This is a genomic window from Gluconacetobacter tumulisoli, from assembly GCF_014174155.1.
Taxonomy (GTDB): Bacteria; Pseudomonadota; Alphaproteobacteria; order Acetobacterales; family Acetobacteraceae; genus Gluconacetobacter; species Gluconacetobacter tumulisoli.
Window position 1 is genome coordinate 110,343 of sequence record NZ_JABEQM010000009.1, and the last position, 25,301, is coordinate 135,643.

The following is a 25,301-nucleotide window of genomic DNA, read 5'->3' on the forward strand; positions in this document are numbered from 1 at the left end:
CGGCGCAACCCGCCGCGCATCCGGCGCGTTGCCCCCCGGACATGCACGCCAGACGCCCCGCCCGACCGGTCGGCCCTCGGATCGCCTCCCCGCTCCGGCCGGGGCGGCGGCACGGCGCATGAGGGGCGCGGCACACCCTTCCCTGCCGCGCAGGCCTCCCTCGCGCCTGGCCCGGATCCTGGACCTGGCCGCCCTGGCGCTGATCTGCGTGCTGGTGGTCCTGCCCTGGTCGTGGGACTGGTTCGTGCCGCTGATCGAGGACCGGGCGACCGGTCTGCTGGACCGCGAAACCACGATCACCCACCTGCATATCCTGCCCGGACGCGTCGTCACCGCCACCCTCGACGACCTGGTCATCGAGCAGCCCTGGGGGTTCGAGGACCAGAGCCAGCCCTTCGCCACCGCGCGTCACGTCGTCATCTCGTTCGATCTCTGGACCTATCTGCGCCGGCGCAAGGCCTCCTTTCCCCTCGTCGCCTTCGACACGCTGCGGGTCAACCTCGCGCGTCGTGCCGACGGCACCGACAACATGATGGCCGGCCCGTCCCCCCGCGTCCCCAGGCGACCCGCCCTGCCGGATATCCGCGACCTGCGCGTCGAGGACGGCCAGCTGCAGTTCGTCGATGCCCCCCGCGGGGTGGACCTGACGCTGGCAGTGCACACCACCCCGCCGCGCGACGGGAACCATGACGGAGGCCGGGAGGCGGACCCTGACGACGGGGGCCGGATCGTCGCCGATCTGCAGGGCAGCTACGCCGGCCGGCCGGTCGAGGGGCATATCGTCGGCGGCGCGGTGCTGGCGCTGACGGATGCCGGCCGCCCCTATCCCGTCGACCTGACGATGCATGGCGGCCAGACCCTGGCCGCGCTGGAGGGCACCCTCGTCAATCCGCTGGCCCTTGGCGGCGCGCATCTGTCGTTCCATCTATCCGGCCCCGACCTGTCCCTGCTGGGACCGCTGGCCGGCTTGGCGATCCCCCCGACGCCCGCCTATTCGACCGCCGGCACCCTGGATTACGACGGCGCCGCCCTGCGCCTGGGCAATATGCGTGCCAAGCTGGGATCGAGCGACCTCGACGGCGCCCTGCGCCTCGATTTCCACAGCCGCGTGCCCGCCCTGGACGCCGATCTGCAGTCCCGCCGCGTGGACCTGGCGGACCTGGCCGGCCTCCTCGCCGCCGCCCGCGACGCGACCGACATCCCGCCGGACCTCTCGCTCGCCACGCCGATCCCCGTCGCCTGGCTGCACGCGATCGAGGCACGCCTGCGCTACCACGCGGCGCGCATCGACGGACCGGCCGCCACCCTGGACAGCGTCGAGGCCGACATCGCCCTGCATGGCGGCACGCTCGACATAAACCGGCTGGCAGCCGGCCTCGATGGCGGCACGCTGGCCGGGGTGATGACCCTGGCCGCAACCGCCCCCCCCATCCCGGCTGGTCTCAGGACGCGGGTCCGCGTCGACGCCACGCATGTCGACCTCGCGCGCCTCATGCGGACGATCGCGAACGCGACCGACGGAGCCGATGCTCCGGCCGTCACGGGTGCCACGGGCATCGTCGGCGGCCATGCGCGCCTGGAGGCGACGGGGGCGTCGGCCGCCGGCCTGCTGGCGCACGGCAGCGGCCGGATGACGCTGGCGCTGGACCGCGGCGGCAATCTGTTCGCCCTGCTGCCTGCCCTGCTGGGGCGGCCCATCGGCCGCACACTCCTGTCCGCGCTGGGATTTCCGAACCCGACCGACGCACGCTGCGTCATCGCCGACCTGCCGCTGCATGACGGCCTGCTGTCGGTCGCCACGCTGCTGGAAACCGGCGCCGGCCGCACGCTGGGGCGCGGCACCGTCGACCTGCGCCGCGACACCCTCGACTATACGCTGGCGACGCAACCCGCCCATCCCCCGCCCAAACCCGGCGACGGGACGCAGATGGTGTCGTCCCCCTACATCGCCCGCCTCACCGGCCCGCTGGCGAACCCGTCGATCCTGCCGGCGGCCGAGACCGTCACCCCTCCGACAACGACCGGGCCGGATCTCGCCGCCCTGACGCCGGCATTGCTGCCGGCCGTGCTGCCGATCGCGCCGACGACGACCCAGGCCGGCATCGACGCGACTTCGCCCTGCGCCCGCCTCCTCCGCGCCACCCTTTCCTCCCCAACCGCCGCCGCGCCACCGAAACCGCCGCAATCCACCCCCGCACCCCATCCGGCCCCGCCCAGGCCTGCGCCCGCCAGGCCAGTCGCGACCAAGCCCGGCCCCACCAGACCGGCCCCCGCCCGGCAGGTCCATCATGCGCATGCCAAACCCCGGCGTCCCCCGCCCGTTCGCGCCAGGCCCAGGCCGTCCGACCCACACAGGCTGGATCCCTCCGAAATCCAGGCGATATGGCGGGCGAGGCAGCAACAGGCGCCGGAACCCAGCAACGTCCCCTGATCCGCCCGTCGCGCGGATCGCCGCCGGCACGCATTTTCAAACAGCCGCCAAAAGCGGTATGTCGGGCGCGGAACGCCGGATGGGATCGCCGGCCCGCCCTCGACCCCGTTCCCCACGGATGCCGGCCCATGACGCCAGACCACCTGACCGCCGGGATCTTCGCCGTCGTGCTGTTCGCAGCCACGATGCACGCGACATGGAATGCCATCGTCAAGGGCGGCCAGGACAAGCTGATGGCCACCGCCCTGGTGACGGGGGCGGCCGGTATTATCGCGGCCGCGATCCTGCCGTTCCTGCACCAGCCGGCACGGGCCAGCTGGCCGTACATCGCAACGTCCATGGTCTTGCAGATCTTCTATTACGCGCTGGTCGCCGGCGCCTATCGCGTGGCGGACATGGGCCGCGTCTATCCGCTGATGCGCGGCACCGCCCCGGTGCTGGTGGCCTGCGCCGGCGCCCTGTGGGCGGGCATGGACCTGCCCGGCCCGGCTTGGGCGGGCATCGCGCTGATCTGTTCCGGGGTGCTGGCTCTGACCCTGGGGCGGCAGGATGACGGCGGCCGCACCGGCGTGACGATGGCGCTGCTGAACGCGGTGGTGATCGCGACCTATACGCTGGTCGACGGCACCGGGGTCCGGCTGTCGGGCGCGCCGGCGGCCTATACGCTGTGGATCTTCCTCGCCTCCAGTCCGCCCCTGCTGGCCTGGATCGCGGCCACGCGCGGGGTGGGGGCGTTGCGCGCCCTGCGCGCCGGCCTGCTGCCCGGCCTGGCCGGCGGGGCCGGGACACTGGTGTCCTACGGACTGACGATGTGGGCGATGACCCGCGCGCCCATCGCCGTCATCGCCGCCCTGCGCGAGACCTCGATCGTCTTCGCAATGCTGATCGCCGCCGTGATCCTGCACGAACGGATCGGCCGCGCCCGCATGGCCGCCGCCGCCGTGATCGCGACCGGCGCCATCGTGCTGCGCCTGGCATGACGCGGACGCCGTCCCCCCCGCCAGCGGCCGCACCGCGCCCCGCCCGCCCGGCGGACGCGCCCGGCCTGCCCGCAATCGAACGCTCGGCCGGCGCGTCGTTCCTGGCCCTGCCCGACCTGGCCTGGATCGCCGACCACGAGGTCATGCCCGCCGCCACCCATCTGGAAGCGATCGGCCAGGGCACCTGCTGGGTGACCGAGGACGCAGGCGGCCTCACCGGCTTCCTGACCGCCGGCACGGCGACCGAGGACGGGCCGCCCCCGCACGTCCCCGTCCTGCATATCTGGGAACTGTCGGTCCGCGCCGACCGCCAGGGGCGCGGCCTGGGCCGACGCCTGCTGGACCGCGCCGCGCGGCACGCGGCGGCCCACGGCCTGTCCGCCGTGACGCTGACCACCTTCCGCGACGTGCCCTGGAATGCCCCGTTCTACGCCCGCGCGGGCTTCGCCCTGCTGGACGGCGACACGCTGACCCCGCGCCTGCGCGCCATCCTGGCCGAGGAGGCCGCCCACGGCCTGTCCCGCCGCTGCGCCATGCGCCGCGCCATCCTGCCAGGGCATTGCCCTTGACCCACCCAAGGGCCGGAACCATTCAGACCCACAACGACAAGGCGGATCCTCCGATGCGAACCACGCTCTTCGACCTGCAGGCCATGAAGCAGGCGGGCCAGCGGATCGTCATGCTGACGGCCTACGACTTCCCCTCTGCCCGGCTGGCCGAACGGGCGGGGGTACCGATCCTGCTGGTCGGCGATTCGATGGGCATGGTCGTGTACGGCCACGATACCACCCTGCCCGTCACGCTGGACGAGATGATCCGCCACGCTGCAGCCGTGGTGCGGGGCACCGGCCGGGCCTTCGTCGTCGCCGACCTGCCGTTCCTGACCTACGCGACCGAGGCCGACGCCATCGCCGCCGCCCGCCGCATGATGCAGGAAGCCGGGGTCCAGGCCATAAAGCTGGAAGGCGGCGCCCCGATCGTTCCCACCGTCCGCCGCCTGACCGAACTGGGCGTGCCGGTGATGGGCCATCTGGGCCTGACGCCGCAGGCGCAGCACACGCTGGGCCTGCGCGTGCAGGCGAAACAGGCGGCCGAGGCCCGGCGGCTGCTGGCCGACGCCCTGGCGCTGGAGGCCGCGGGCGCCTTCGCCCTGGTGCTGGAACTGGTGCCCGCCCCGCTGGCGGCGGCGGTATCGCAGCGGCTGCGGATCCCCGTGATCGGCATCGGCGCGGGCGCGGGCTGCGACGGGCAGGTGCAGGTGTGGCACGACGTGCTGGGCCTGTATGACGGCAAATCGCCCCGCCACGCCCGCCGCTATGCCGAAATCGGCACGGCGATCGAGACCGCCCTGCGCCAGTATGTGGACGAGGTCCGGTCCGGCACCTTCCCCACCCCCGCCCACAGCGCCCGGATGGAGCAGGAGGAACTGGATCGCGCCCTGGGTGAAGACTGAAGGCCTTCCGGAAGTCGCCCCGCCGGCAATCCTGGCGGCCGCCCCACCCGGACACCCGAAGGGATGCAAGGGCCAAGGTCCTTGCCGGGTCCGGACCAGGGCCGGCCTTTCCACGCTCCACGCCCCCCGGCCATCCGCTCCCGGGCGCCGATCGTTCCGGCCCATCACCGGAAATAACTCGTTCGCCGCCGCCCTTTCGGGCTGTATGTTCCGGGCCGGGTCCATTATATCGGACGTCCGCGATATCGGGATGGTGGCAGACTTCATACATGCAGATTGAACGTTCTTCTGCCCTGGCGGCGACCCTCGACACATCATCCGCCGCCCCCGACACGTCCTTACCCGGCATTTCGGCGCCTGCCGCGCCCGCTACGCCCGCGCCTTCGGCGCCCGTCACGATCGTGCCCGTCGAGGGCAAGCGCCTGCTCTCGGTTTTCGTCACCCTGCCGCGACGGCTCTATGCGGGCCAGCCCGGATATGTCCCGCCGCTGGACATGGAACAGCGCGACCTGGTGGATCCCAGGAAGAACGCGTTCTTCCGGCGCGGTCGCGCGCGCTTCTTCCTGGCGATGCGCGACGGCCGGCCGGTCGGCCGTGTCTCCGCGCAGATCGACGATCTGGTGGAACCGCGCGAGGGCGAAAAGATCGGCTTCTTCGGCGCGCTGGACGCCATCGACGATGCCGCCGTGGTGACCGCCCTGCTGGATGCCGCCTGCACATGGCTGCGCGCCCAGGGGGCACGGGCGGCGCGCGGCCCGTTCCTGCTGAACTATAACGGCGAGTACGGCCTGATGGTGGAAGGGCAGCAGATGCCCCCCATGGTGGCCATGCCGTGGCACCCGCACTGGCTGCCGCCACTGGTCGAGGCCTGCGGCTTCGCCAAGGCGATGGACGTGGTGGCCTACCAGATGCGGATGGGGCCGGAGGCCGAGGCCGCGCTGCCCCTGCCGTCGGGCCTGCGCCTGGGCGAGGGCAGGCTGGGCACCGTGACCACGCGGGGCCTGCGCAAGGGCCGCCTGGCCGAGGACGCCGAGATCCTGCGCCGCCTGTACAACGACGCCTGGCGTCGAAGCTGGGGCGCCGTCGACCTGACGCGCGAGGACATCACCGCCCTGGTCGCGCAGATGAAGCCCCTGCTGCGCCCCGAGCACTACGTGCTGATCGAACAGAAGGGCGAGCCCGTGGCAGTGGCCCTGGTGGTGCCCAACATCTACGACATCGTCGGCGACCTGGGCGGCGCGCCGTCGCCGATCGGCTGGATCCGGCTGGCGACGCGGCTGCTGCGCCATCGCTTCCATTCCGCCCGCGTCATCCTGCTGGGCGTCAGCAAGGACCTGGAAGGCACGGCGCTGGGTGCCATCCTGCCGGCGCTGATCATCGGCGAACTGATGCGCCGGGGCCGCACGCTGCCCTATCGCATGATCGAACTGGGCTGGATCCTGGAAACCAACATGCCGATGCGCCGCCTGATCGAACGCATCGTGCCCGAACCGTGCAAGCGCCACCGGGTCTACGAAAAACCCCTGACGCCCTGATCGCGCGAAGGACGCCTCACGGAAGGGACGTCGCCCGGGCACGCGCTTCCTTCAGGGCCACGGCGAACCGTGCGCGCGTTGCCTGGCCCATGCGGGTCATGCCACAGGCGTCACGCATGCGCGCAATGGCGTCCTCGTCCGGGCAGTCGATGGCGATGGCACCGGTCGCGAGGTCGACCAGGGCCGCAAGCGGCACCGTCGCCGGATCCACGGCCTTTCCAGCCGTCAGAGACCGGAACGACGCCCCTGCGTCGGGGGCATGATCGCCCGACCATAGGAACACCCCGACCTCTTCCTCGGTGCGCGTCACAGTCGCCGGGATTGCACGCTGGATGCGTTCCCGGATTTCGCGCCCCGCACGCCCAAACCCATGGTCGCGCGATACGGACTGGATGAGCAGGTCCTCGCGCATCACTCCCGCGCCGTTCAGCGCGCGAACGATGAGTCGTGTCAGCGTCGGCAGGTAGTTATCGTCCGCGAAACGCGACTGATCGGGCGTTTCATCGGCGACCTGGCCCGGCACCCGCGCATAAGGCGGCCCGGGCTCCGGCTCGGCGCGCGGTACGGGCCGCACCGGGGCGACATCCGACGGCACGGGAAGCGGCGTGTCGTCGTCGGCGACCGCCGGATCGTCCACCTCCTCCCGTTCAAGCGCCGGGGCCGGCAGTGCCTCCGCCTCCGCCCGGTCGCGTTCCGCCTGTTCCGCCCGCGCCTTCCGCGCCGTGTCCAGGCACGCCCGCAACGCCAGATCGACACGCTCGACCTCCCGCGGCGCATTGGTCCACCAATCGGTCGACCAGATGCGAATCACGTTCCAGCCCAGGTTTTCCAGGACGGCCTGGCGCAGCCGGTCCCGATCGCGGGCCGTGGCACTGCGGTGGTAGGTCGCGCCGTCGCACTCGACGCCGGCCAGGAACGTGCTGGGCAGGTCGGGATCGACCACGCCCAGGTCGACGCGGAAGCCCGATACGCCGACCTGCGTGACCACGTCCCAGCCCTTCGCCCGCAGCATCCGGGCCACCTCGACCTCGAAGAGACTGTCGAAGCCGCCGACCGACCCTTCGTGCGCGCCGCAGAGCGCCGTCGCGCCATGCTCGGCGAAAATCAGGAACCTGCGCAGGTCGTGCACACCCAGCGCCTGCGTACGCTCAACCGCGATCTGGTTGCCGCGCAGCGACCCGAAGACGATCAGTTGCTCGCGCGCGCGCGTGATCGCCACGTTCAGGCGGCGCTCACCCCCGTCCCGGTTCAGGGGGCCGAAATTCATCGAGATCCTGCCCGCGGCATCCGGCCCGTAGGTGAGCGAAAACAGCATGACGTCCCGCTCCTCGCCCTGCACGTTCTCGAGATTCTTGATCAGGAGCGGCTCGTCCGCCTTCTCGCCGATGAACCTCTCGAGGCCGGGGTCCTTCCGCACCTCGGCGTCGAGAAGATCGACGATCCGCTTCTGCTGCTCGCCGTTGAACGTGACGATACCGACCGACCTGCCGCGCCCGTCGCGCAGGATGCGCAGCGCCTCGGCGACGACCATCCGCGCTTCGGCGGGGTTGGTATGCGATCCATTCCGGCCCGGCTCGTAAACGCCGTCGGGTACGAAGCGGAACGACACGGCCCGATCCGCGGTAACCGGGGACGGGAACGTCACAAGATCGCCGCCGTAGTAAGCCTGGTTCGAGAACGCGATCAGGCTCTCGTGACGACTGCGATAATGCCAGGCCAGGCTGATGGCCGGGATTCCGGCCCCGATGCATTCGTCGAGGATGGAATCCAGATCCGTCATTTCGTCCGATGCGCCCCCTTCGTCCGGGCCCCTGCCCCGGGCGAAGAAATCCGTCGGCGGCAATTGCTTCGGATCGCCCACGACAACGACCTGCCTGCCCCGGCCGATCGCCCCGATCGCATCCCAGGTCGCGATCTGGGACGCCTCGTCGAAGATCACCAGGTCGAAGGGCGCGGCATCGGCCGGCAGGTACTGCGCGACCGACAGCGGGCTCATCATCAGGCACGGGGTCAGCGTCCGCAGGGCCCTGGGCATCTTCTCGGCCAGTTGCCGCACCGGCAGATGGCGGGCCTTCTTGGCCATCTCGCGCGTCAAGACCTTGTATTCCGGGTCATGCTGCCGCGCGGTTTCATCGGGGATCTGGCCGGCCAGCCGCGCCCGGATCAGCTGGGCGGCCAGGGTCTTGAGCTTCTCGTCGCGTTCGCGGAACCGGAGGATCCGCCCTTCATGCGTCGCGGCGACAAAACCGCTCAGCAGCCGGGAATCGCTGACGGCATGCATGGTCCACCAGCGCGCATAGTTCGCCTCGAACACCGGGACGACATCGTCGCCCGCGACGATCCCCTGTTCGATCGCCTCGACCAGCGGCGAGAGGCCAAGATGGGACGCCTCGTGACAGGCCCGGCGCCAGGAGCACCAGTCGCGCAATTCGCGCGCGGCGTCCTTCCAGCCGCGCAGCCGCCCGGCCAGCCGTTCCGGCCACGCCGCCGTCTTCGGATCGACCAGCGCGCCCGCATCGCTGCCGCTGCAACGCCCCAGACTCTCCATCGCCGTCATGAGGGTCGCAAACGCCGCGCGATAGCGCGTCATCGCCAGATGGACGCGGCCGCCCTCGTCCAGCAGATCCCGGCCCTCGGCCAGAAGCGTCCTCAGATGCGCGCGCGCGGCCAGCAGGGCGGCCGTGTCGTCCAGGCATCCGCCCAGGCAGGTCCGCGCCTTCCGCCCCCAGTCGAAGACCGTGTCGATCCGATCGAAATCGGTATCGAGGCCACGCCACAGATCGCCGATATCCGTGCCATGGGGGGCCGCATTCAGTTTCGCCGCGATCGCGGCGCTCTCGACGAGATGGGCAAGATCGCTCTCGCAATCCTCGGGCAGGGCGGCCGCGTGAGGCGCCAGCCGCTTGCGGATGGCCTTCTGCGCCATGGAACGCGACAGAATCCATTTCTCCTTGCTTGCGCGCCATTCTTCCAGAATGCCGGCCAGGGGCAGAGTATTCACGCTCTCATGCCAGCGCCCGCCCAGGGCGTCGGCCAGCAGGCGATGACGCGCGACGTGCTCGCGTTCGGCACAGGCCGCGTCGCGGCTTTCCTGCGCGGTGTCTCCGAAGGCCCACGCCGCGGCTTCCGGCCGAAGGAACGACGCGCACAACCCGTCGATCCGGGCCAGGCGATCCTGCGACAGGTCATCGGCCTTCAGGGCCAGTGCCTCCGCCACGTCGCGCGCGGCGCGCTGCAGGGCCTCCAGCGCCGAAAGGGCGGCGTTGACCGCATCCAGCAGGCGCGCCTCCCACAGGGGCGACCAGTCCGCGTGGTCCAGGCCGGCCAGCCGCGGCGACATGACGATATCGCCGATGCGCTCGTACAATGTCGCGAGATTGCCGGCGGATTCCACCAGACGCTCGTAATCCGCCTTCGTATGCGTATCGGCGTCGGGCCAGACCAGCGGCACCCGCACGACCGACGCCTCCTGGGCGCGCAACGTGGCGCCGACCCCCTGATAGGGCGTCCAGCCATTGCGCCGGACGACGTGAAGTTCGCGGACGTAGGCATTCAGCTCCGCCCGGAGATCGTCCAGGGACAGTTTGGTACGCTCATATTCCCCGGGCTGGAAGCGCTCCAGAACGGTCTGTGCCGCCTGGAACTGTTGCAGCACCTCCATCTTGTTCGCCTTGGGCGAGAACAGGTCGAGGCAGAACTCCGCAATGCCGAGCTTGGCCAGCCGCGCCCGGACCACTTCCAGCGCCGTCCGTTTCTCCGCGACGAAGAGGACAGTCCGGCCCTGGGCCAGGGTATTTGCGATGATGTTGGCGATCGTCTGGCTCTTGCCGGTGCCGGGCGGTCCGATCAGCACGAAATTCTCGCCCGCCGCGGCGCGCGCCACGGCCTTGAGCTGCGACGAATCCGCTTCCATCGGACAAACCAGGTCGGCCCGGGCCAGGGCATCGTCGAGATCCTGCGACGCGTCGAAACCGGCCGCAGGCGGGCGTCCCTCCGCCGCGCGATCCTGCACCCCGTTGAGCAGGCAGTTCGCGACATCGTTCGCGCCCAGCTGCGCCCGCCGTTCCAGCAGATCCTTCCACATCAGGAATTTCGCGAAGCTCAGCGTCGTCAGGCTGACATGCTCGCGGATTTCCCAGCCCGGAACATGCCGCAGGTGAAGCCGGAAGGCCTCGATGATCTTCGGAACGTCCAGGCCGGCTCCGTCTTCCGGCAGGGCGTCCCCCTCCAGCGCGGGAATGCGGATGTCATAGTCGGTGCGCAACATCTCCAGCAGCGTCGTGTTGATCCGGCTTTCATCGCCATGCGCGCGCAAGGTGAAGGGCGATTTGACGCTGGCGCGCTCCAGGATCACGGGGACGAGAATCAGCGGCGCAAGATACGGCTTCGCCTTGTCCCGGGCCGTCCAGGCGACCGCCCCGATCGTCAGGAAGAGCACGTTGGTGCCGCCGTCCTGCTCGGTCGCGCGGGCATGGCGGTAGATCTCGGTCAGCGCGTCCTGAAGCCTGGCCTCCCGGCGCTGGACCACCAGCTCCCGGCGGCCCAGCGCCTCCATCGCATAGGCCCGCGCCGCGTCTTCATGATGGCGGTCCTGATGGAGCGCCTTGCTCCGCGGATCGTCCTCATCCATCAGGCCCGGCGCCGCAACGAAGCGGAGCGGCTTGCCTTTCCCGCCGGCCCGCATGTCGGCCACCAGGTCTTCGAGCGCGGCCGGATCCGGGCAGTCGATCTCGATAAGCTGTCGATCCGACTTCGGCAGGTTCAGAAGACGGTTGCGCGCCGACATGTCGAGCAGGCGGTTGCACCAGCGCTGCACGCGATCCTCCGGCCCCTCGGGCAGGCGCTCTTCCTCCCGGTCCTCGCGCAGGACGGGCGGGGGGTCGAAGGCAGGCTGTTCGGAAGCGTCTTCCAGACCGTCCCCGGCCGTGTCCTCGGCAGGTGATACCGAAGTGGACAGGGGCCGGATGCGGCGCAGGCGCGCGCGATGGATATCGATGATTTCACGAAAATCGCTCTCGTCCGCGCCATTGCCTTCGCGAAGATTGCTCTCTCCCCGTTCGCACGCCGCGGCGAAACCCGGCTTGCGTGCCGCGGTCACCAATGTCGTTTCGAACACGCGCAGGTCATCGAGCTTCAGCCTGTTCCGGATGGCCGGCAGGTCCTGGACGATCGACGCACCCGCATCCTGCTGCGAGAGCCAGAAACCGGCGAACGCGTGCCCCCTGGTCAGGACGATCAGCGGCCGGAGGCCCGCCGCCTCCAGACAGGCGGCGAACAGCACGGTGGTATCGAGACACGTCGCCAGGCGTTCGTCGACCACCTGGCTCGGCAGGCGGATACGCTGGCCGTGATCGACGAAGGAGGCCGGCGGATTGATATATGCGATATCCAGACCGCAGATCGCGCACCAGATGGCCTGTGCCTGGGCCCACACGCGGGTCTTGTCCCCCTGGTACCCTTCCAGCGCGGGGGACTGCCCCGCGCCGCGGAGGATATCCGACGCATTCCGCAGGATCCGGGCGATCGCCGGATCGTTCGGCAGGACGAAGGCGGCAAGAATGTCGGGTATGCCGGACAGGCCGCCCCACTCGTTGCGGGCCAGGACCCGGATGTCGTGCGTGCTCCGCGCAAGCTCCCGCCCGCCGGCACGCGCAACGAAGCTGACTGTGGCGCGAGAGGCTTCCGTCTGCGCCGAGAGCAGCGTGCCGTCGAGCGTGAGGTCGCGTTCGCTCACCAGGCGAAGCTGACGGCCCCCGACCTGTTGCAGGCGCCACGAACGCGGCCGCAGGAACGGCGGCTCGCTGGTGATCGAGATGTCGACGAGCGGATATTCGGTTTCGCTCCTGTTCTCGAACGCCAGTTCCTCGAGGATCGGGACGCTGTTCTCCCACAGGCTGGCGTTGACAGCCTCTTGCAGGACGATCTGGAGTGTCGCCGTTTCGACGGGCCGTTCTTCCGCGATGCCCTCGGGATCGTGTTCGAGCATCGCGTCCATCGGGGGTACCTTCAGCTGCTGGCATGCTGCCCCGTTCGGCCGCGACCATCGGGGGCAGGCTGGCGGGAACGCATTGATATTTCGGTGCAAATCAGTCTGGGCGATCCCTTCCAAATAGACAAGCCCGGTCGTCCCGCCTCACTGGCCGGCGGGCGCGCAGGACGGTTCGACCGCTTCCCCCGCCATGACGGCCCGGGTGAAGGCGGCTGAATCCGGAACGGACGCCATCACCGTCTGTGAATGGTCCAGTCTCTTGTAGAGATGCGCCTGGACAATCGTTCCGGCCCGGCATGCATCCTTCACCAGCAGAAGCTGCCCATCCGGGGCGACGTCCCGGTCCCGGGCGCCCGTACCGACGAAAAGCGGCGTCCGGAGCTTCAGGGTCGGAAACGCCATGGCACGGAAACTCGACGCAAGGGCGACCCCCACCCCCGGCGTGAAGGCATTGGCCTGCGTCAGATGTTCCGCCTTGATCAGATCGAACAGGCCGGGAAAACAGAGCGTGGATGCCGCATGAAACGCGCTCATCGCCCGGGGGGTGAAGGCCGCCGACGCGTCGAAGGACGGGTCCAGCCCGGCCTTGGATGCGCCCATCAGCAGCGCATAAGCCACCAGGGGATCAGCCTCCCCGTTCCTGGACGCTGCCTTCCCGGCCCCGTGCGCCCGGGCCGTCAGCGCCTTCGCGATCTGCGGCGTCATGTAGGGAATACCGGTCGCCACCGTGCCGCGAATATCCAGCGCGGGCGCATAGTCCGGCGCATAGGCGGTTGCCGCGAACGCGGCGCCGGCGCCCTGCGACTGGCCGACGATCATGATCCGGTTGCGCAGGTCCGGCAGCCCGGACAGGGCGGCGCGCACGCCGTCGAGCACGCTGTAGGCCTCGGCGCGCGCGTTCAGATAGGGATGGGTGCCATCGCTGCCCAAGCCCTGGTAGTCGGTGGCAACGATCGCGAAGCCCCGGCGCAGCCATTCGGCCAGATAGGCCTGGTCGCGCGCGGAATGCGGATTGCGGGACGGCGCGCAGCTATCGGCAATGCCGACCGTGCCATGCGCCCAGGCCACGATCGGCCATCCACCCGCCGGCGCCGGCCCGGCCGGATAGATCACTTCGCCCGTCACCGGCACCAGACCCGATCCGGTCACGCCATCGGTCGACAGATAGGTGATCGTCAGGGCATCCGCCGCGCCCGGCACGCTGTCCGCGACCGCAAGCGGGGCCTGCGCGGTCAGGCTGCCCGCCGCCGGGGCGCGCTGCACCACGGCGGCCGGGGCGGGAGACGCCGCATTCTGGCACGCGGCCAGGACGGGCATCAGCGCGCCGATCATCAGGACAGGCAATCGTTTCATGAGGAAGGCTCCGGCCGGCGGGGACGAGAGAAGAGAAGAAGAAAAAACCAGTGAAGGACTACGGCTTGCGGAATTTCAGTACAACCTGGTCGGTATGGCCGCGAATCGCCGGGTCGAAGACGGTAAGGGTATGCGTATCCTGCCGATTGACCAGAATTCCGCTCTGGCCCTCGAACTGGAACCCGGCGGCCTCGACCTGCTGACGGATGATAGCCGGATCGATCCGATGCAGCGGGCGGACATCGTCCGGGCTCATGCCCGGATTGGCCACATGATCCACAACCATGAAAATCCCGCCCCGACGAAGGGCGGCGAAAACCGCCTTGTCGAGCGCAAGCGCCGCATCGGCCCCGACGCCATAATAGACGTCGTGATAATTCTGCGATGTCCACGCAAGGTCCAGCGGCTTGGGAATGCTGATCGCGTCCAGCGGCTGGACCAGCGCCGTGACGTTGCCGAAGGCCGGATCGGCGGCAATCGCCTTGACCGCATCCGCGGCATCCGGTTTCTGCGCCACCCGTGCGGCCGAAACGACGGCCCAGACATGGCCCTTCGCGCCGACGGCATTGCTGAAGATCCGCGTGAAATAGCCCTTCCCGGGCATGATATCCGCGACATTCATCCCGGGCCGGAGCCCGGCAAACGCAAGCAGGCCGGCAGGCTTGCGGTTGGCATCCGCTGCTCGGTCCGCCTCGGGCCGGTCGGCATTCCCCAGTGCCGCGGCAAGGCCGACACTCGCGCCGCGCCGAGAGAGAGCCAAGGCAGACTGCGCGGCAGCGGGCGGCACCGCCCCCGCGCCAAGCGCCGCGACAACGGCCAAAGTAACGAAAGACCTGCGAACGGCCATGGATTTGCCCCCTTGCACTATTCGACCCGGAGCGTAACAGGAATGGCCACGCTGGCCACCCCGCGCACGAACACGCCACCCCTGCTTGCAGGACGCCGTTTTCCCTTCACCCCGAATTTACTTTCCAGGCGGGGAGCAGATTTCGACCAGACATCCGTTGAGGTCCCGCACATAACCGATCGTTTGTCCCCACGGCGCTTCGACCGGGGACTTGATCCCGGCCGCGCCGGCGGCCACCGCCGCGGCATAGGCCGCATGCGGATCGGACGTGACAAGGGCGATTTCGAATCCGGCTGCAGGATCGGCCGGCCTGTTGGGTCGAATGGCAAGCCCGTTCATGTCGGCCATCGGCTCCCCGGCAAAGGCGAGCGTCGTGTCGCCCGTCTCCATTTCTGCATAAAGGCCGCTCTCGTGGACGAAGCGACATTCCAGGCCGAACGCCTGTTCGTAAAAAGCGACGGTCGCACGAACGTCGGCAACATAGATGATCGTATATCCGAGTTTCATGGCAATGGGGCCCGTTATGCACCCTGATGGCTGCGGATGTCTTTCAAGGGAAAAGTGCTTCTTCTTTTTCTGAAGAAAAGGAAGAAAAAACTTTTATCTGCCTCTCCTTGAAATTCATATACACGACATGACGGAATTCGACAGCCTGCACGCCACGGCGCGCAGAACACACGTCGGATCGCCGCCAGTCCACATTCTCGAAATAGCCTGTTATCTCGCCTTGGATGGGTCGTCCGCTGGATTGACATAGGTCATACCGAAAGGTCGAATTCCATACATTTCCAGTATTTTACAGGAATTTCCTGTCCAACGGGCATACGGATTACCTTTCGGCAGACGCCCCATCGATGCCAGATCTTGCATCTACGAACCCGCGAATATGGCAGCATTTTCACGCGAATAAAAAATTCCGGGTCGAATGTATTGCCGTAAACCGTGGCGATTTTCAGTTCCCTGGGAAAATCCGGCGGTACCGCTTCCCATTTGATCCGCTCTTTTGTGAGAACGACGGCATCCTCTTCGGCCAGGCGGCCGACGAGACACCAAGCACGACGCCCGATACGCAGACGACGGGCTTATTCCAATCCGTCGGCACTGTGCTCCTCATCGACCCGGGCAACGCAAGCTCCGGGACAGATCAGCATCGAAGCCCCTGATCGAAGACCCTGCAATAGAGCAGCGCCAGCGCCCGCACGACAAGGCACGATCATGTACACCGCCCCGGGCGACGTGACGTGGAATATGAAGGTGCGGACGGCACGACCGGCCTGACCTCTACGATCCCCACAACTCCTCGATCGTGTCGATGGCGATCGAAAAGGACGTGCTGGCGCCCGTGCCGCTGGTGATGACGACGATCCGCACGTCGTCGCGCGGCCGGTCTCTCAGCATCCACCGTCCCTCGGCCGAGGCATAGGTGCCGGTCCAGCGCTCGGTGACCTGCGGCCGGTCATCGAACACCGCGCGATATTCGTCGAGGATCAGATCGTCGATTTCCGTCGCGCCGAACGGGTCGGGCGACGGGCCATAGCGATGCGAATCCCCGACCACCATCGACCCGTCTTCCGACCGGACAGCGATCAGATGGATGCCGTGGCGCAGATGATCGGGCTGTTCGGCCATCAGCCGCCCCTGCAGCGCCCCGGCCTCCGGCAGGGCCGCATAGCCGCCATAGCGTACCATGCCCAGGTCGGACATGATCGCCGGCAGGCGCGGATCGTGGCGCGCCGGGCGCAGGCGCAGCATCTGCAGCTTGCAGCGCGTCAGGCCGTAGGCCGCCAGGCGATCCGGCGCCAGGGTGCGGAAATCGTCGCCGGGGCAGATCACCGTGGCCTCGGCCCAGATCGGGCCCTGGCTGGTCTCCAGGATCGGCGGGACGACGTCGAACACCGTGACGCCACGCATGAACACCACGCCGTACGCCTGCGCCAGCCAGTCCGCCAGGCGGGGGATGACCTCGCGCGATTCGACGCGGATTTCATGCGGCGAGAACAGTGCGCCGGCAAACCGATCCGCATGCAGCCCGTCATAGGCGGCCGCGATGTCGGCGGGGCGCATCAGGCGGCACGCCCGTCCCATGTCGGTCCCGGCGAAGGACTCCAGAACGGCCTGCGCCTCCGGCCGGCGGGCGACGACCAGCAGCCCGGTCTGCGGCGAGGCGATGCCTGTCTGCTCCATCACCTCGGCCCAGACCTGGCGCGAGCGGAACGCATGGTCCCAGCAATCGCCCGCGGCCTGGCCCGTCACCGTGATCAGGCCGAAATTGCGGATCGACGCCCCGGAGGCGGCCAGATCGCGATCGATGACCACCACCCGCTTGCCCCGCCGGGCGGCGGCCAGCGCGTGGGCCAGGCCGCAAATTCCGGCCCCCACGACCGCCAGATCGAACACCTGCTTCGCATGCTTCATGCCTTGTCTTCCCGCCCTGATCCGCGATGGGGCACCATGCGTTCGGGAAGGAATTCATGTAAAATCGATATTGTCGATAGTATTATAAATATTTTCGATACGCTTGCGGGCAGCCGAAAAGCAGCCCGGGGACCAACCCGGCCCGCCCCGGCACGTAGAAGACCCGGACCTGTCGAGAGTATGTCGAGAGTATAGAGAAGGAGGCGACACGCCCCATGGCCGTTTCCAGCCTGCCCGGACAGGGGATCCTGCAACTGGGAGAACTCGCGCTCGCGTTCCTCCTGTCCGGCCTGGTCGGGCTGGAGCGCGAGATCCGCCAGAAAAGCGCGGGGCTGCGCACCTACACCCTGGTCGGCGTCGCCGCCGCGCTGTTCACGCTGGTTTCGAAATACGGGTTCACCAACGTCCTGGACAGCGGCCGCGTCGTCCTGGACCCGTCGCGGGTCGCCGCCCAGGTGGTCTCGGGCATCGGCTTCATCGGCGGCGGGGTCATCTTCATGCGGCGCAACGTCGTGCGCGGCCTGACGACGGCGGCATCGGTCTGGCTGACGGCGGCGCTGGGCATGGCCTGCGGCGCGGGCCTGCTGGCATTGGCGGTCGCCACGACCCTGGGCCATTTCGTCATCATGTTCGTCTTTCCCCGGCTGCTGCGCTTCATTCCGCAGGCACGGCGGACGACGACGACCCTGACCGTGTCGTATCTCGACGGGCGCGGGGTCTTGCGGCTGATCCTAGTGGAGTGCACCCGCCTGCGCTTTGCGATCGACCATGTCCGCGTCGAACGCGACGGCCACCCGGGCGATGCGCCGCAGGCCGGGGGCGTGACGCTGTCGATGCAGGTCAAGGGCAAACGGCCAGTGGCCCACCTGATCGCCGACCTGTCGGACATCGAAGGCGTGACGGCAATCGGCACCTCCGACGATGATGAGATGGAATAGCGGCCTCCCCCCCCCCGCCGGCAAGACCGCCCTTTGAAACGGCTTCCTACCAGGCGTAGCCTGGCAGCGTCCGGTCCAGTCGCCGCTTCATCGCCGCCAGATGCACGGCGGCGGACATCTTGCGTTCCGCCACCATCTGCCGCGCGGCGTGGGCGACGACGGCCGGATCGATCATGCGCAAGGGCTGGCCCATTGTCCGCGCCAGCCACTGGTCCCGCGCGGCGATCTCCAGATAATGCAGGTCGTACAGGCATTCCGCGATCGTGGGCCCGATCACCAGGACGCCGTGATTGGCCATCAGGACGATGTCGTGGGTGGCATGCGCCGCAACCACGCGGTCGGCCGCCGCCTCGTCCAGGACCAGCCCGTCATAGGCTTCCAGATACGCGACACGGCCGACGAAGCGCATGGCGCTCTGGTTGAACGGCAGCAGGCGCATGTCCTCCAGCCCGGTCAGGGCGGTGGCATAGGGCATGTGGCTGTGCATGATGCAGGCCGCGCGCGGCACGGCGGCGTGAATCCGGGAATGGATATGAAAGGCCGTGGGTTCCCAATGCCCGGCGCCGGCCACGATCGTCCCGGTGCGATCGATCTTGATCAGGCCCGAGGCCGTCGCCTCCTCGAACAGCGGCCCGAAGGGCTTCAGCAGGAAGTGACCGGGCTCGGCCGGGATGGCGCAGGACAGGTGGTTGAACACCCCGTCGTCCAGCCCTTCCTGCGCCAGGATGCGATAGGCGGCAGCCAGGTCGACGCGCAGGGCCGCCTCGTCGCACGCGCCGCCGGGCGGGACGGCGTGGATGGGATCGGACATCGGCCTACACCGCATCCGCGACGCGCCCGCCGGGCAGCGGTTCGGCACGGCGCAGGCGGCAGGCCAGGTAATACAGCGGCGAGACGACGATCAGTCCGACGATCCAGGACAGGTCGGCGCCCCCCAGTTCCCGCGCCGCCGGGCCGGTATACAGGGCAGAGGACATGAACGGGACCTGCACGACGATCCCCACGGCGTAGCACAGCAGCGCCCGGCCGTTCCATCGACCGTAGATCCCGCCGTCGGCGCGGAAGAACGAGGTCACGTCATAATCGCCGTGATGGACCAGATAGTAATCCACCAGGTTGATCGCCGTCCACGGCACCAGGACATAGAGCAGCAGGAACAGGAAATTCATGTAGTTTTCGAGGAAATCCGCCTGCGCGTTCAGCGCCATGCCGGCGCCGCAGGCGAAGATCAGCGCGCAGAACCCCATCCGGGCCACGGGGCCGGGCCGCCAGTCGGACCGGAAGCCCTGCACCACCGTGATGACGGCGAGCATGCCGCCATACATGTCCAGCGCGCCGCAGCAGGCGACGGTGATCGAGAACACGGTGATGGCCAGCCCGCTCAGCCCGCCCAGGCTGTGCGCCAGCGTACCCACGACATCGCCGCCCTCTGCCACGACCCCGACCATGGCGCCCAGCAGCATGGGGAACGTCGATCCCAGCACGACGCCGGCATATGTTCCCCAGAATGCCGGGGCGGCCCCGGTGTCCTGCGGCAGGTAACGCGAATAATCCGAGACATAGGGCGCATAGGACAATTGCCACAGCGCCGCGACCGAGATCGCGCCCACGAAATCATGGATGCTGAACTGTCCGCGCGCCAGGAAATCCGCCGGCAGGCCCCGCACGCCCAGGATCCATGCGAAACACAGCGCCAGCGTGACCGCCGCCACGATCGACAGGTAGCGCGCGCAGCGATGAATGACGTCGTAGCCCGAAATGGCGACGGCCAGGCTCAGGCTGCCGACCCCCAGGATGGCCAGCGGCGCCGGAATCGCGGTGAATTCGCTGTGGATCGACCGGCCGCCGATGGTGACGTTCGACGCGGTATAGCCCGCATACATCAGGATGACGATCAGCGTCACCAGGATCGAGCCCAGGGACCCGAACTGCCCGCGCGTCTGCACCATCTGCGGCACGCCCAGCCGCGGCCCCTGCGCGGCGTGAGCCGCCATGAAGACGGCGCCCGCAACGTTGCCGACGACCAGCGCGATCGCCGCGTCCAGGAACCGCAGGTGGAATGCCGTGGTGGCCAGCGCCCCGGTCACGATCGTCAGGATCTTGACGTTCGCCCCGAACCACAGCGTGAACAGCGAATACGCCGTGCCGTGACGCCGATCCGCCGGAATCGGGTAGATGGTTTCCTGCTCGATATAGGTCGAGGTCCCCATTGGCGTTCTCGCTGCACGATGACCGGTTCGCGGCGCCCGAACGGATGCCGGCGGTCGCCTTCGTTACGATGACGCGATATTGTCAGCATGCTGACGGATGGAACGCAAGCGCCTTTTCGCACCGACCTGTCGTGACGGGCCGCCGAGGGATCTCCGAAGCCAGGGGCATGCGGAGGACAGCAGAACGAAGCGCCCTTTCCACATGGAACCGGATACCGATACAGTTTCGGATCATTCTGCCTGGGGAGAGTGCACATGACGGACACCATTGTCTTCTACAGCGAGGGCGACACGCCGGACACCTGGCGCGCGGCCTTGGCCGCCGCGCTGCCGGACCTGACTTTCGTGCAGGCCGACGATCAGTTCGATCCTGAATCCGTCCGCTACGCCCTGGTCTGGAGCCCGCCGCGCGGCTTCTTCAATCGCTTTCCGAATTTGCGGTTGATCGTAAATCTGGGTGCGGGGGTCGACGCGCTGGTCGCACGCGACGACCTGCCGCCGGGGGTGGCCATCACCCGCCTGCACGACCCGCTGATGGCGCGGATGATGGCCAGCTACGTCCTGTGCGCCGTGCTGCGCCTGGCGCGCGACATCCCGGCCTTCGAGGCCGCGCAGCGTCAGGGGCGATGGACCTTCATCGAACCCCGGCCGCTGGATCGGATGCGGGTGGGGGTCATGGGCCTGGGCGAACTGGGCCTGCGCGCGGCGAAGGAATGCGCGCGGCAGGGCTTCCAGATGCGCGGATGGTCGCGCAGCCCGAAATCGGACCCGGATATCCTGTGCTATTCCGGCATGGACAGCCTGGCGGACTTCCTGTCCGGTTGCGACATCCTGGTCTGCCTGCTTCCGAAAACGCCGCAGACCATCGGCCTGCTGAACGCCGAACGGCTGGCGCTGCTGCCCCACGGGGCCGGGTTCATCAATGTCGCACGCGGCGCGATCGTCGATCAGGCGGCGCTGGTCGAGGCCCTGCGGGCAAGGCGGATCGGACAGGCGGTACTGGACGTCTTCCAGCAGGAACCCCTGCCGGAGGGCGATCCGCTCTGGGGCCTGGACAATGTCCTGATCACGCCCCACGTCGCCTCGGTCGCATTGCCGGACTCTGCCGCCCCCCAGATCGCCGACAACATCCGCCGCGTCCGCGATGGACAGCCCGTGCTGGATGCGATCGACCTGTCACGCGGCTATTGAGGAACACTGGACCAGGCATACCGGACAAGCCGAGCCTGCCATAAAAAAGGGCGACGATCTTGCGATCGTCGCCCCCGGCCTTCTGGTACCACAGGATACCGAAGAGAACCGATTAGAAATTCACACCGGCCTGCAGGAAGAAATAACGACCGACGTAGAAGTTACCATACTGACCTGCGTTGCTGTTTTCCGTGGCACTGGCAACGAAGGGCGGGTTCTTGTTGGCGATATTCTGAATCCCGCCGAGGAACGCCCAGTTCCGGTAACGATAGGCGAAGGACAGATCGCTCTCGACCATTGCCGGGCTCTTGTAACGAGCAGCGCCGTTGGCCGTGAGGAAATTGGTGCCGTCGTTCCAGCGCATGCCGCCGATATACTGCATCATGTAGGTGACCGAGAACGGGCCATGGAACCAGGTCAGGGTGGCGTAGTCACGCACCTTGGGCTGGCCGTTGGAGATACCCGCCGTCCCCTGGTAGAGCAAGGCGCCGGTCAGGTTCACCCACGGACCACCTGCCACGTACTGCTGCTTGTAGTTCACGAGCTGCTGGAAATTGTTAGAGATCGTGAACGAGTCCAGCGGGGTGACCCGGAAATGATAATCCAGATCCCAGTCGATGCCGCTTTCGTGCAGGCCGCCCTGGTTGACGTAGTAATTGCTGACCGTGTCGATCTGGTCGCTGCCCTGGTAACGCACGATATCCGAGCAATAGCCGGGGCTGGTGCCGGTGTAGCATCCATTCACGACCGTCTGCGTCGGCAGAGCGGAAATCAGGTTCTCGATCGTGTAATGCCAGTAGGTGACGCTGGTGGAAAGACCCGGTACCCAACGCGGCGTGATCACCGTGCCGAACGTGTAGGTACGGCCGGTTTCCGGCGCCAGCTTGGGATTTCCGCCCGTCAGCGTCGGGATCTGTCCCGAATTGGCATCCTGGAAGGTCGAGGTATTGATGCCTGCGCGCGCGCAATTCGCAACGACGGTGGGCGTCAGGCCGCCATAGCTGTCGGCCTGGGCGCACGGGTCGGTGGCGGAGGCGTAATTGATCAGCTGGCCCTGGTAGAGCTCATAGACGCTGGGCTGCCGGACCGAAGTGCCGAGCGTGCCGCGGAAGCGGATATCGCGGGTCGGCGCCCAGTCGATCGAGGCCTTCCAGTTCTTGATGCTGCCGAAGGTGTTGTACGAGGAATAGCGTCCCTGCGCGTCGATCGTCAGGTCATGCGCCAGGAAGGCGTTCCGCAGCAGATTGAGGCTGCCTTCGATATACCCTTCGGTGACGTTGAACCCGCCGCCGGTGGGCTTGGCGGTGTCGGTCAGGCTCTGGCCGGACCCGATCAGCGGATCGGGATGGTAGGCAAGCTGCTCGCCGCGATGTTCCATGCCCAGCGCGATACCAAGATTGCCGCCGTGCTCGTAGGGCATCTTCACGACATGGTCGTTATGGATGCGCGCGTTGAGGTCGCGCATCTGGTAGTAGTACTGGCTGCTCGACGTGTAGTTCGCGTATTTCGTGGCCGCCGGCGACAGGGTCGCGAACGGGTTGGACAGCACGCATCCGGCGGCGGCGTTACAGACCGACGGATCATAAACCACTGCGCTGTTGGTATCCGAAGGGTCCACCTGGCGCAGGCCATATTCCTGCAGCAGGTTGACGTAGCTGCCGACACCCTCGACCCGCTCGTTGGTGAGGTTGGTGCCCCAGGTATAGGATACGTCGTAGTTCCAGCCGTGCGTGATCTCGCCGTTGACGCCCCACTTCACGGTCGTGGTGTCGCTGGCGGTTTCCGTCCGACGGTTCCCGAATTCGGACAGACGCTTGTACATCTGAACGTCTTCACCGAACGGGTTGTACGGATCGTTCGCGGGGATGATGACCGAGGCCGGCATGTCCGACGGGGGAACCGCACCGACCACCGGCTCGGGCGCCATCTGCGCCGAGGACGTGCGGTGGCTGTACAGCACGTTGGCATACAGATTGAAGTGCTTGTTGATCTCGTAATGCAGATCGCCGCTCAGCGTCGAGTTCTGCAACTGGTTCAGAAGCTGCTGCTGGTTGCCATAATTGTACCGGTCGGCGCTGGTGAAATCATGGAACGACGTCCCGTCGGGCGAACCGGCAACATCAAGGGTGGAGGTCGCGGAGGTGCCGAAATACTGCCCGTTCGGCGGAATGGCGGAGCCGTAGGTCGCACCACCCGCTGCACTCGGGTTATTGGACTGCACCGGGGTCGCCCACGACCGGTCGCGCTGCATCACGCCGCCCTGGCTCATGTAGGAGCCGAACAGGGTCAGGTTGCCCTTGCCGTGGTCGAAATTGAAGCCCTTGTACCCGGAAATCAGGCCGGTATCGTTATCGCCATGACCCGAGATACCGCCGCGAACGGTGATGTTTCCGGTTGTCACATCATGGCGCAGCTTGATGTTGATGACACCCGACACCGCATCGGCGCCGTACAGCTCCGATCCGCCGTCCTTCAGGATCTCGATGCTCTGGATCATCGCCGCCGGGATCGAATTCATGTCGACGCATTCGCCGACGCCGTTCGACGTGGTGCGCTTGCCGTCGATCAGCACCAGGACGCGGTTCGAACCCAAGTTGCGCAGGTCGGTGCAGGACAGGCCGTCCGTGCCGTTGGTCTGGTTGTTGTTGGTGCCCGACGACCCGATCGAGGGCAGGCGCTGGAGGTAGTCGCCCAGGGTCGTGGAGCCCGCCTGCTGGATCTCGCGCGACGTGATCGTCTGAACCGGGTTGGCCGAGGTGTTGTTCGAACTGCGCAGGAACGAGCCCGTTACAACAACGTTTTCGCCGCCGGTGGAATCAGACGTACTGTCCGACGGACTGGCATTGGCGGACGAGAGAATCGTCGATTGCGGCGACGAAAGCGTCTGGGCGAAAGCTGATGACGCCAGCGTTCCACTGAACGCAGAGACCGCCATCAGCATGAATCTCTTGCTACGGAAACTCATTACAATTTTTGTCCTATCGGGCAGTTAATGTAACGGACATTTACACGCGCAAAATCCGCATTGTCGATCTTTCGAACGGTCCGGATGTCACATGTTTGACGCATTTTCATAAAATGTGACTTTTATGTTACGCCCAATCGACAGGTTACCTGATATCCGGACGGCAACCGCGTTTTCCGCGGCGAAAAAGCGTATCTACGATTTCGATTTATAGACGACGAAATAACGTCTTTTCCTGGATTCCCGGCATTTCTCCGTACAGGCTCGTAGAGCCTTGCCTTACATCCACCAGTCTTGCGGCGAACAGGACCCATGACCGTGGAGGGGCCCGACAACGGACAACTGTTGCGTCGATACATCACCACATGGTGCATGTACCGTCCTCTTCCCGGTATTGCGGCAACGTCTGGAATGCCTCGGCGTGCCGGTTCAATATCGCCAGCTTGTAACGCAACAGCAAGATATGTTTCGCTACACGGGGCGATAAATCACCGACTCGTTGCAATATTACAACAACAAAACCGTCGGACTCATGAAATGATCACGGTCAGGGCAAGCACTTATCTGTCAACAACGGGAATTGTAATAACGGCGGAGGCGTGCACGTTTGCGTGAACAACGCTCCATGTCATAGGTTTCCTGGAAAAAGGATCCCCACTAGAAGATTTTTATTAAAATTTCTTTTTATATTCCAGAAGGCATATTGTTCCGTCCCCGTGCCCGGTTTTCGCAGTCTGAAATTACTTCACCGGATTTCCGTATCCACGTCCTGCATGTAGGCAAGTTCCGGCCTGTCCATATCTGCTCCAATATGGTCATACTGGATTCTGCTTCTGACCTTCCGAACCTATTTTTATTTCTTTTTCTACTGTCAAATCATCCGATACAGTCAAAATAAGATCATGAAGTTGAAATAATCACAAAATCCATCGTCAGAACCCCAGGTTTTTTAAAACCTGCGCAGGATATCAGGGGGATGGCGGTTCCGGCCGCT

General features: G+C 66.9%; 16 protein-coding genes. 8 read left to right on the top strand and 8 right to left on the bottom strand.

Annotated features, from left to right (window positions below; all coding sequences use genetic code 11):
* Positions 1-118: 118 nt before the first annotated feature.
* The 5 genes from HLH28_RS12170 to HLH28_RS12190 all read left to right on the top strand — a co-directional run bounded on the left by HLH28_RS12170 (position 119) and on the right by HLH28_RS12190 (position 6,399).
* Positions 119-2,431 carry an AsmA family protein gene (locus HLH28_RS12170; protein WP_182959473.1) on the top strand — a complete coding sequence of 771 codons (2,313 nt, stop codon included), beginning with the start codon at positions 119-121 and terminating at the stop codon, positions 2,429-2,431.
* Positions 2,432-2,559: 128 nt separating this feature from the next.
* The gene (locus HLH28_RS12175) at positions 2,560-3,411 is read left to right on the top strand and encodes an EamA family transporter (RefSeq protein WP_220790067.1); all 852 of its coding nucleotides are present in this window, start codon (positions 2,560-2,562) and stop codon (positions 3,409-3,411) included.
* A complete protein-coding gene (locus tag HLH28_RS12180) occupies positions 3,408-3,980 on the top strand; it encodes a GNAT family N-acetyltransferase (RefSeq protein WP_182959475.1) in 573 nt (190 codons plus the stop codon). The genes HLH28_RS12175 and HLH28_RS12180 overlap by 4 nt, the downstream gene beginning before the upstream one ends.
* A gap of 53 nt (positions 3,981-4,033) precedes the next feature.
* Entirely contained in the window at positions 4,034-4,864 is an 831-nt protein-coding gene (gene panB, locus HLH28_RS12185; RefSeq protein ID WP_182959477.1) for a 3-methyl-2-oxobutanoate hydroxymethyltransferase, read from the top strand.
* A gap of 269 nt (positions 4,865-5,133) precedes the next feature.
* Positions 5,134-6,399, top strand: a complete 1,266-nt coding sequence (locus tag HLH28_RS12190; RefSeq protein WP_246396075.1) for a GNAT family N-acetyltransferase — start codon at positions 5,134-5,136, stop codon at positions 6,397-6,399.
* A gap of 16 nt (positions 6,400-6,415) precedes the next feature.
* Here the strand turns inward: HLH28_RS12190 and HLH28_RS12195 are convergent, their stop codons facing one another.
* From HLH28_RS12195 to HLH28_RS12210, 4 genes are all read right to left on the bottom strand, one after another.
* On the bottom strand, positions 6,416-12,394 hold the full coding sequence (locus HLH28_RS12195; RefSeq protein ID WP_246396077.1) for a DUF4011 domain-containing protein: 5,979 nt from the start codon (positions 12,392-12,394) through the stop codon (positions 6,416-6,418).
* A 138-nt stretch (positions 12,395-12,532) separates the two neighbouring features.
* Positions 12,533-13,720 (bottom strand): alpha/beta hydrolase, encoded by a 1,188-nt coding sequence (locus tag HLH28_RS12200; protein ID WP_246396096.1) that lies wholly within the window; start codon positions 13,718-13,720, stop codon positions 12,533-12,535.
* 79 nt (positions 13,721-13,799) lie between these two features.
* Positions 13,800-14,588 carry a class I SAM-dependent methyltransferase gene (locus HLH28_RS12205; RefSeq protein ID WP_182959481.1) on the bottom strand — a complete coding sequence of 263 codons (789 nt, stop codon included), beginning with the start codon at positions 14,586-14,588 and terminating at the stop codon, positions 13,800-13,802.
* Between the two features lie 117 nt (positions 14,589-14,705).
* Entirely contained in the window at positions 14,706-15,095 is a 390-nt protein-coding gene (locus HLH28_RS12210; protein ID WP_182959483.1) for a VOC family protein, read from the bottom strand.
* 347 nt (positions 15,096-15,442) lie between these two features.
* Here HLH28_RS12210 and HLH28_RS12215 point away from each other — a divergent pair, with 347 nt between their 5' ends.
* The gene (locus HLH28_RS12215) at positions 15,443-15,751 is read left to right on the top strand and encodes a hypothetical protein (protein ID WP_182959485.1); all 309 of its coding nucleotides are present in this window, start codon (positions 15,443-15,445) and stop codon (positions 15,749-15,751) included.
* A 118-nt stretch (positions 15,752-15,869) separates the two neighbouring features.
* On the opposite strand, the gene HLH28_RS12220 is transcribed toward HLH28_RS12215, so the two are convergent.
* On the bottom strand, positions 15,870-17,003 hold the full coding sequence (locus HLH28_RS12220) for a TIGR03364 family FAD-dependent oxidoreductase (RefSeq protein WP_182959487.1): 1,134 nt from the start codon (positions 17,001-17,003) through the stop codon (positions 15,870-15,872).
* Between the two features lie 215 nt (positions 17,004-17,218).
* On the opposite strand from HLH28_RS12220, the gene HLH28_RS12225 reads away from it, so the two are divergent.
* On the top strand, positions 17,219-17,941 hold the full coding sequence (locus HLH28_RS12225) for an MgtC/SapB family protein (protein WP_182959489.1): 723 nt from the start codon (positions 17,219-17,221) through the stop codon (positions 17,939-17,941).
* Between the two features lie 46 nt (positions 17,942-17,987).
* On the opposite strand, the gene HLH28_RS12230 is transcribed toward HLH28_RS12225, so the two are convergent.
* Positions 17,988-18,752: a class II aldolase/adducin family protein gene (locus HLH28_RS12230; protein WP_182959491.1), complete on the bottom strand. Its 765-nt coding sequence runs from the start codon at positions 18,750-18,752 to the stop codon at positions 17,988-17,990.
* A gap of 4 nt (positions 18,753-18,756) precedes the next feature.
* Complete coding sequence (locus HLH28_RS12235; protein ID WP_182959493.1) at positions 18,757-20,151, bottom strand: purine-cytosine permease family protein; 1,395 nt, start codon at positions 20,149-20,151, stop codon at positions 18,757-18,759.
* Positions 20,152-20,406: 255 nt separating this feature from the next.
* Here HLH28_RS12235 and HLH28_RS12240 point away from each other — a divergent pair, with 255 nt between their 5' ends.
* Positions 20,407-21,342: a 2-hydroxyacid dehydrogenase gene (locus tag HLH28_RS12240; protein ID WP_182959495.1), complete on the top strand. Its 936-nt coding sequence runs from the start codon at positions 20,407-20,409 to the stop codon at positions 21,340-21,342.
* 112 nt (positions 21,343-21,454) lie between these two features.
* Here the strand turns inward: HLH28_RS12240 and HLH28_RS12245 are convergent, their stop codons facing one another.
* Positions 21,455-24,307 (bottom strand): TonB-dependent receptor plug domain-containing protein, encoded by a 2,853-nt coding sequence (locus HLH28_RS12245; protein WP_182959497.1) that lies wholly within the window; start codon positions 24,305-24,307, stop codon positions 21,455-21,457.
* Positions 24,308-25,301 lie beyond the last annotated feature (994 nt).

Excerpts from the sequence above, each read along its gene's own strand:
- HLH28_RS12225 (WP_182959489.1), top strand. The coding sequence starts at position 17,219 with ATGGCCGTTTCCAGCCTGCCCGGACAGGGGATCCTGCAACTGGGAGAA.
- HLH28_RS12245 (WP_182959497.1), bottom strand. The coding sequence starts at position 24,307 with ATGAGTTTCCGTAGCAAGAGATTCATGCTGATGGCGGTCTCTGCGTTC.
- panB (WP_182959477.1), top strand. The coding sequence starts at position 4,034 with ATGCGAACCACGCTCTTCGACCTGCAGGCCATGAAGCAGGCGGGCCAG.
- HLH28_RS12210 (WP_182959483.1), bottom strand. The coding sequence starts at position 15,095 with ATGAAACTCGGATATACGATCATCTATGTTGCCGACGTTCGTGCGACC.
- HLH28_RS12195 (WP_246396077.1), bottom strand. The coding sequence starts at position 12,394 with ATGGACGCGATGCTCGAACACGATCCCGAGGGCATCGCGGAAGAACGG.
- HLH28_RS12220 (WP_182959487.1), bottom strand. The coding sequence starts at position 17,003 with ATGAAGCATGCGAAGCAGGTGTTCGATCTGGCGGTCGTGGGGGCCGGA.
- HLH28_RS12205 (WP_182959481.1), bottom strand. The coding sequence starts at position 14,588 with ATGGCCGTTCGCAGGTCTTTCGTTACTTTGGCCGTTGTCGCGGCGCTT.
- HLH28_RS12215 (WP_182959485.1), top strand. The coding sequence starts at position 15,443 with ATGCCAGATCTTGCATCTACGAACCCGCGAATATGGCAGCATTTTCAC.
- HLH28_RS12240 (WP_182959495.1), top strand. The coding sequence starts at position 20,407 with ATGACGGACACCATTGTCTTCTACAGCGAGGGCGACACGCCGGACACC.
- HLH28_RS12180 (WP_182959475.1), top strand. The coding sequence starts at position 3,408 with ATGACGCGGACGCCGTCCCCCCCGCCAGCGGCCGCACCGCGCCCCGCC.
- HLH28_RS12170 (WP_182959473.1), top strand. The coding sequence starts at position 119 with ATGAGGGGCGCGGCACACCCTTCCCTGCCGCGCAGGCCTCCCTCGCGC.
- HLH28_RS12235 (WP_182959493.1), bottom strand. The coding sequence starts at position 20,151 with ATGGGGACCTCGACCTATATCGAGCAGGAAACCATCTACCCGATTCCG.
- HLH28_RS12190 (WP_246396075.1), top strand. The coding sequence starts at position 5,134 with ATGCAGATTGAACGTTCTTCTGCCCTGGCGGCGACCCTCGACACATCA.
- HLH28_RS12230 (WP_182959491.1), bottom strand. The coding sequence starts at position 18,752 with ATGTCCGATCCCATCCACGCCGTCCCGCCCGGCGGCGCGTGCGACGAG.
- HLH28_RS12200 (WP_246396096.1), bottom strand. The coding sequence starts at position 13,720 with ATGATCGGCGCGCTGATGCCCGTCCTGGCCGCGTGCCAGAATGCGGCG.
- HLH28_RS12175 (WP_220790067.1), top strand. The coding sequence starts at position 2,560 with ATGACGCCAGACCACCTGACCGCCGGGATCTTCGCCGTCGTGCTGTTC.